This window comes from Ruegeria arenilitoris (assembly GCF_013035425.1).
Taxonomy (GTDB): Bacteria; Pseudomonadota; Alphaproteobacteria; order Rhodobacterales; family Rhodobacteraceae; genus Ruegeria; species Ruegeria arenilitoris_A.
Window position 1 is genome coordinate 96,382 of the sequence record NZ_WQHX01000009.1, and the last position, 7,151, is coordinate 103,532.

Here is a 7,151-nt window from a genome sequence, read left to right on the forward strand (position 1 = left end):
CGTGGATTCTGATGTCGTGGTCTTCTGTCATGTTCTGCTCCCTGGTTTAAGCTTTGGTCGTAGAGCCGTTTAATTACACAATGCCGGGCACAGTCCTTCAGGGCAGAACAACCATCTGGTGGCCCTCACCCAGTATCGGCACTTCGGTAATAGCCGTCAGGCTGACTTGATCGACGATCCAGACCTTCGGTTCGGTTCGGCTTGATACCATCACTTTGCCTGAGTTCGGTATGGGCGTCAGGTGATAAGGTGCCGGTGACAGGTTGGTCGATCGCTGTTTGCCCGTAGCAAGATCAATCGACAACAACCGGTCGGTGCCTTTGGCGGCCACGAACAGTACGCCCTCGCGGTCGGACAGGCCGATCCCGTGCAACTCGCCTCCAATGTCATAGGTTTCGGTGACAGAACCGCTGGCAAGATCTACGCGGAAGGCCTTGCCACCATCACTGTCGGCTACGAAGGCGGCGCTGCCGGTGGCGTTAAGTACAAGATGCTCAGGGCCTTCGCCGACGGGGATGTTGCGTACGACGAAGCCTTTGACGACATCTACTTCGCTAAGTGTACCATTGCCGGTATTGGTGACATAGACCCTGTCGCCGTCAGGCGCGAATACCGCATAGTTGGGCATTGGCCCGGTTGCTACGAAACCAAGGAAGCTGAGCTTATCGAGATCGACGATCGAAATACCGTCACCGCCTGGATGGGTCGCCACCGCGAACCGCCCGTCGGGCGACACCGCGGTGTGATGCACCGCACCTGGAACCTCGATCTGGCGGACGACCTCGCGTGTTTCCGCATCAAGGATCGTCAGCAGGCTCCGCCCCTTGTCTTTGGGCAACGCGGTGACATCGCGCTTGGCGTGGTGCGCAGCGTGTTCATCCTCGGACATACCTTCGGGCTTTGGTGGCGTTGTGGCCTCGGTTTCTGCGTAGCTGCCTGCGACCAGGTACTTAACGTCGGGCGCGCCTGCCAGCCCATGGACCGCCACGAGCCTCGGCAGCCGCTCGACGGTCTTGCCGGTTTCGGAGTCGATCACCAGAACCGAGTCCGCGCTGCCTTCGGGAATGAACACGGTTGACGCCAGCGTGAGAGAGGGCGCGGTCAAAGCTACTACGGACAGGCCAGCGGCCAGATTGAACAGGGTCATTTAGGTTTCCTTTCGTCAACTGAAACGCGCGCATTGGCGGGCACGTGCAGAAAAATCCGGTAGATGACGGCCATCAGGAAGGGCGTCAAAAGCAGGGTCAGAGCGATGGCCTTCATGGCTTTGTCCTTTCAATCAGTTGAATTTTGTGCGAGCCGCAAAGGCATTGAACAGCCCGCCGAACAGCAACGCGGCGTACCAGCCGTAGAGAAACGCCCATAACAGTCCCAACAGGAAAGAAGGCAGGCTGAGCCAGGTCATTCCGGGCATCAGGCCGATCCAAATCCGGTACATAGCAAAACTTGGAAAGATCAGGTCAAGGGCCACGCACAGCAGGTAGGTTGCGGCCAGAAACAGGCTGAGCGCCCAGCCAAGGGTTATCACCGGAACACCCGGCTGATGTTCTTGTATCCCCATCACACAGGAGCCACAGGCCAAGCGCAACAGTGCGAATAGCACCGCGCCCGTGACGAAAAAGTACAGAATGGTAAGCATGGTAAGTGTCCTGAACCGAGTTGGGCCGCAATCAACGGCTTGGGCAAGACCCCGGAGCGAATCCGGGGCTATTGCCGGTCACGTTCAGGACAGGTTTGGCGGATGTGGTAGTGGGGCGACCGGCAGGCTTGCGCGTGGCCGGAACCGTTCTGGCGCCACGGGCGTAGCAATACGCATCGAGAGCAATTCAGGTGCCGCCATAACTGCCATCGCATAGCAGCCCGGGTGCACTGAGCAGTCTAATTCTTCTGATGGATGAGACGCGGGATACCCACCGCTGTCACCGATCACAAGCTCGGCCTGGGTGGCGGCCTTCGCGATGTCATGCCCGGCATGGGACGGCACAACAGAGATCAGCATCGAAACCACCAACGCACAGATCAACAGGACCTGCAGCCGGCCCATGGCTCGGGCCGTCCGTGTCGCAGTTGATATCCATTGTGCGCGGATCACTTAGGGTTTCCTCCATTCTCCAACAGTTTAGGGCCGCTTGGACCGGTCGCATTGATCTGGCTCAATTCGTGGTCTGAAGAGCCAACAGGCATCTTGCGTTTCCAAGCCAACCAGATAAGTGGCGCCCCCGTCAACAGCCCAAGCCCGATAACCGCAAGGCTGGTGCCGCCTGTCGCGGTTTCGGTAATCTGGCTGCCCAGATGGGCCAGAACGAAACTGGCCGGCAGGAGTCCAGCCAAGGTGGCCAGTGCGAACCGCCAAAATTGAAGTCGGGTCAGACCGGCGGCATAGCTGACCATGTCGAAAGAAACGAAAGGCATCAGGCGGCTGGTGAACACGGTCAACATCAGGGCATTCTGCGATCCAAGCAACCCCAAGTCCAGCTTGTCGCCGAACCACCGGCGCAGCGCGTCGCGCCCCAACCAACGGGCTATCAGGAACGCCAGCAGCGCCCCCAACTCCGCCCCGATAGCAACCAATGCGGTTCCCAGCCCATGCCCATATGCCACCCCGGCAGCGACAGCGATCGGAGCGCTGGGGATTGGGCTGGCAACCACTGCGGCTGTCATGAAGCCGATGATGACAACGGGTCCGAACGGGCCGGCCCAATCCACCCACGCAGTAATGACTTCGCGCGATAGTCCTGCGTCCAACGCGCCAGACAGCCACAACCAGATGGTGGCGATCAGCAACGCGATCAAAACCGCGATGAAAACCAAACGGCTATTGCTGTGCAGGCCCTCCAGCTTTCGTTCCTCCTATGACATAGCCCTCCACCCCTAAACGGGAGTGACGGATTCCGAGGTCACTTAGCGATGTATTTGACCAGTGCCACGATCGCCAGAACGATCAACACTGCGATCAGCAACATCCAGATCATGCCAAACCCCATTCCAGCGCCATAGCCCATCATCGCTTTGTTCCTCAGTGGTTTGTGCCGAGTGCGATGACCCGGCTACACGGTTGCGTTTCAGTTGTTGGTTTCAGAAGCCTTTGTCACAGGTTTCGAGGCCTTCATGCCGTGTTTCGGCGACATCGTCTTTGCGCCTTTCTCGATTTCCCCTGTGGTCACAACGCCATCGCCATTGGCATCAAGATGCTGAAATCGGTCCACCATGGTTTCGCGGATCATCCCGGAATGCAGCGCTTCGAACTCATCAATCGACAGGTTGCCATCTCCATTGACGTCATGCGCCTGCATCCGGGCCTTCAGACCTTCGGCGATCTCAGATTCGCTCGGGCGACCGTCCTCGTCCATGTCCAGAACCGCCAGCCAGTTGCCGCCCATCATACCCTTGCCATGCATACCACCCATCATCTGGCCATGCATTTTCATCATCATTTGCATCATGCCTGCGTGATCGCCCATCATGCCGCCGGGCGCACCCTGCATCATGCCGCCCTGATGGCCCTGCATCTGCGCGCTGCTGCCATGCTGACCGGCGGCAAGCGCGGGCAGCGCCATTAAAGTCGCGGCAATGGCTCCAGCGGCCAGCGTGAAGGTACGTTTCATGACTTTCACCTCTCGGGTTTTTGTTTCTACACAAAGCATATGGCCGCCCTCGGTCGCGCCACCACCCCCCTGCTCAACCCGGTTTGTATCGTTGTGTCGCAGCCCGCCCAACTGATACAAAGGGATACAAAAAAGCCGGGATTTGTACCGCGCCGGGGCTTATGATTGCGCCATGACTGAAGCACCACATATCTTGATTGTCGACGACCACCGCGAAATCCGTGATGCTGTCAGCCGCTATCTGGAAAAGAATGGGTTGCGCGCCAGTACCGCGCGCGACGCAACCGAGATGGACGCGCGACTGGCGGCCGGTCGGATTGATCTTATCGTACTCGACATCATGATGCCGGGCGAAAACGGATTGTCGGTCTGTCGCCGCCTGTCCGCGGCCGGTGGCCCGCCGATCCTGATGCTGACAGCCCTCAGCGATGACACCGACCGTATCGTGGGTTTAGAGATCGGCGCCGATGACTACCTGCCCAAACCATTCAACCCACGTGAATTGCTGGCCCGGATCAAGGCGATCCTGCGGCGTTCCGAAACCACCGTCCCCCCGGCTGGCGATCTGAGCGGCAAACGGATCGCCTTTGGAAGCTGGGTTCTGGATGCCGACAGTCGCACCTTGATATCCGCCGAAGGGGCCGAAGAAAGTCTGACCACCGCCGATGTCCGGCTGCTGGCCGTATTCCTGCAGCGGCCCCGCAAACTCCTGTCGCGAGACGAACTGCTGGATTTGACCGCCGGCCGCAGCCCGCACTTATTCGACCGTACGATCGACAACCAGGTCAGCCGCTTGCGTCGCAAGATCGAAGCTGACCCAACGCGGCCGAAGCTCATCACCACGATAAGAGGTGGCGGTTATTGCCTGTCGACCGACGTGAGCGAGCTTACGGGATGAAAGCCTTTGCCCAAAGTCTGCGCGGTCAGCTTATCCTTTTGATCATCGCCGCGCTGGCTGCCGCGCAACTGGTCAGCCTGTGGCTGTTCGTCGACGAACGCTCAATGGCAGTGCACATGGCCCTTGGCCTGGAAACCGCCGGACGCGCCGCAAACATCGCGCGGCTGATTGAAGAAGCTCCACCCGAGATGCACGACGCGATCCTGCGGGCGGCAAGCTCTCCACTGGTGCGTTTCAGCCTTACAGATACGCCCGCGGTCGATCACACCGGGCATAGCGCTGGTGGGACGGTCGAAAATACAATCCGCAGAATTCTGCCAGGCTATGAAAACCGTCCCATCCGGGTAGAGTTGCATGAGTTCTCTCCCGATATGCTGCCGGTCGAAGGTGTTCCGTCCACAATGGCTGAAATGCACATGGCAATGATGCGTGATCACGTTTCCGCAATTGAAATGCAGCTGTCGATCGCTCTGACGACCGATCAATGGCTCAACGTGGATACCCGGTTCCATAACCCTCCTCTGCAATGGCCTTTGCAGTCCTTCGTCAGCTTCGGTTTCACTGCAACTTTAATTCTTGGAGCAGCCATTTGGTTTCTACTGACACGGCTGACCGGCCCGTTGCGCCGCCTGTCACTGGCTGCAGACCAGTTTGGTCGCGGTGAAGACGTCCAGGAACTGACGGTTTCTGGTCCGACCGAGGTGCGAGATTTGACGCAGGCGTTCAACCATATGCGTGACAGGTTGACTCGCTATGTTGCCGATCGGACCAGACTATTGGGGGCGCTGGGTCACGATTTGCGGTCGCCTCTGACGGGATTGCGGGTTCGCGCCGAACTGGTGGAGGAAGAGGAGACCCGTGACCATCTGATCGAGACCATCGAGGAAATGCAGGATATGGTGGACTCCACCCTGTCATTTGCCAAGGGCGTAGCCACGCGCGAACCTTCCAGTACCGTCCCAATTGGTGAATTCGTAACCAAAACGACCGAAGACATTGTGCAAGCCGGCAACGTGGTTGAGGTATCGGTAGCAGACAATCCGGCCGTCACGCTTCGGCCGATGCTGATGAAGCGAGCTCTGCGCAATATCATTGAAAACGCCTGCCGGTATGGTGCCCGGGCCGACGTCTCGGTCAAGCAAGAGGGGAATGAGGCAAAAATATTGATCCAGGATCAGGGCCCCGGCATCCCCGAGCATATGCTTGATGCGGTATTCGACCCATTTGTGCGGCTTGAAACATCCCGCTCGCGAGAGACTGGCGGAACCGGCTTGGGGCTGTCGATCGCACGTACGATCATCCAGTCGCACGGTGGCACAATAGAATTGCTAAACAGAGAAACTGGCGGCTTGTGCGCTAAGGTGGTTCTGCCAGTTTTTGAGGGCCAAACGTAACTTGTAAACACAATAGGCACGTTCCGAAAGCTTATTGGAAGCCCACCACTTTGGGCCAGCTTCAGGTGTGGGCTCAACCGCAGCGTCGGAGAACACTGAACTGGAAAGACTGGCTTTCCCCCCAAGGGGTTTGGTGCAGGTGATGGCGATGCGCGACGAGTTCAAAGTGGTCCTCGAAAAGCATGGCGATATCGCTCGGACTATAGCGGGCGACCGGGAGACCACTGCAAGTCTCCGGCCCATCAAGTGCAAACGTAGCAATGATCGCATGGCCGCCAATTTTTACCCCTCTCTTCACTCTTTCCAGATAGGCCGCGCGTTGCGATGTATCCACGAGAAAGTGAAAAACCGCCCTATCATGCCAGACGTCATATCTGCGATCGGGGACCCAAGAAGTTATATCTGCGGAAATCCAAGTGACTGTTTCAGCGGCGCGCCCCAACCTTTCCCGGGCCGTGTCCAACGCGACCTGCGATAGATCGAGAACTGTCACGTCATGGAGCCCCTTCGCAAGCAACGCTCCAGCAAGACGAGATGTACCCCCGCCAATGTCGATGACGGATGAAGGCTTAGACACTCTGATCAACTCAATGAGTTCAAGCGATATCTCTGGATCATCCTCGTGCCAACTCAATTGGGTGTCAAACTTCTCGCCATAGACATCGTCCCAGTACTCTCTTGTGTTAGCCGTCATGTCGTATCGTTTTCCCAAGTCGTCGCCCTGGAGATATCCTCATTTTGACCGCTCCGCGCTGCATTTTCGACTGGAGCAAAAACCAACACGGCGACGCCCCAAACAATTTGGTGCTGGTCTGTTGAATAGCCGCGTGAAGTCATCTCGGCGACAATGTAGTACAAACACATTCCAATTGTGAAATGTTTTGTGTGGGATTTGTTTGTCGGTCAGATTTCCACTGGGTTCGCAAGAAGCTCCAGAATTTAGCGCAGATTTAGCTGCAGTGGCGCGGGGCGGAGACACCGAAGCGTTGGCAGTTTGTGTACTGCTTGCCTGGATTGCTCTGTTCTTTCAGAATAGCTGGAAGATTTTCTGAGCTTTGGAGCTTCAATCAGTCAACGAATTGCTTAAAGCACCTTTAACCGACAATGGACTGATAACTTATGAGCAGAGCCACAGATCGTTGAAATACGATTTGGTTCTTGAGTGGCTCCTACTCCATTTCTCTTAGTTCATAGAATTTCCTACAGTCCTTGAAACGGCGAACAATCACATCATTGGTGAATAGCTGCCGCATC

At 57.2% G+C, this 7,151-nt stretch carries 8 protein-coding genes; 2 read left to right on the forward strand and 6 right to left on the reverse strand.

The window, feature by feature from the left end; translation table 11 throughout:
• Positions 1-97 precede the first annotated feature (97 nt).
• The 5 genes from GOV45_RS20610 to GOV45_RS23380 form a co-directional block, all read right to left on the reverse strand.
• Positions 98-1,147 carry a YncE family protein gene (locus GOV45_RS20610; protein ID WP_170481568.1) on the reverse strand — a complete coding sequence of 350 codons (1,050 nt, stop codon included), beginning with the start codon at positions 1,145-1,147 and terminating at the stop codon, positions 98-100.
• Between the two features lie 132 nt (positions 1,148-1,279).
• Positions 1,280-1,639 carry a hypothetical protein gene (locus GOV45_RS20615; protein ID WP_170481571.1) on the reverse strand — a complete coding sequence of 120 codons (360 nt, stop codon included), beginning with the start codon at positions 1,637-1,639 and terminating at the stop codon, positions 1,280-1,282.
• Between the two features lie 84 nt (positions 1,640-1,723).
• Positions 1,724-2,092: a hypothetical protein gene (locus GOV45_RS20620; protein WP_170481574.1), complete on the reverse strand. Its 369-nt coding sequence runs from the start codon at positions 2,090-2,092 to the stop codon at positions 1,724-1,726.
• Complete coding sequence (locus GOV45_RS20625) at positions 2,089-2,811, reverse strand: TVP38/TMEM64 family protein (RefSeq protein ID WP_367648708.1); 723 nt, start codon at positions 2,809-2,811, stop codon at positions 2,089-2,091. The genes GOV45_RS20620 and GOV45_RS20625 overlap by 4 nt, the downstream gene beginning before the upstream one ends.
• Before the next feature lie 251 nt (positions 2,812-3,062).
• Positions 3,063-3,605, reverse strand: coding sequence for a calcium-binding protein (locus GOV45_RS23380; protein WP_170481577.1), 543 nt, complete (start codon positions 3,603-3,605; stop codon positions 3,063-3,065).
• A gap of 172 nt (positions 3,606-3,777) precedes the next feature.
• Here GOV45_RS23380 and GOV45_RS20635 point away from each other — a divergent pair, with 172 nt between their 5' ends.
• Both GOV45_RS20635 and GOV45_RS20640 read left to right on the forward strand, forming a co-directional pair.
• A complete protein-coding gene (locus GOV45_RS20635; protein WP_170417925.1) occupies positions 3,778-4,503 on the forward strand; it encodes a response regulator in 726 nt (241 codons plus the stop codon).
• Positions 4,467-5,897: an ATP-binding protein gene (locus tag GOV45_RS20640; RefSeq protein ID WP_254448066.1), complete on the forward strand. Its 1,431-nt coding sequence runs from the start codon at positions 4,467-4,469 to the stop codon at positions 5,895-5,897. The genes GOV45_RS20635 and GOV45_RS20640 overlap by 37 nt, the downstream gene beginning before the upstream one ends.
• A 73-nt stretch (positions 5,898-5,970) precedes the next feature.
• Here the strand turns inward: GOV45_RS20640 and GOV45_RS20645 are convergent, their stop codons facing one another.
• Positions 5,971-6,591: a class I SAM-dependent methyltransferase gene (locus GOV45_RS20645; protein ID WP_170481579.1), complete on the reverse strand. Its 621-nt coding sequence runs from the start codon at positions 6,589-6,591 to the stop codon at positions 5,971-5,973.
• Between the last annotated feature and the right edge of the window lie 560 nt (positions 6,592-7,151).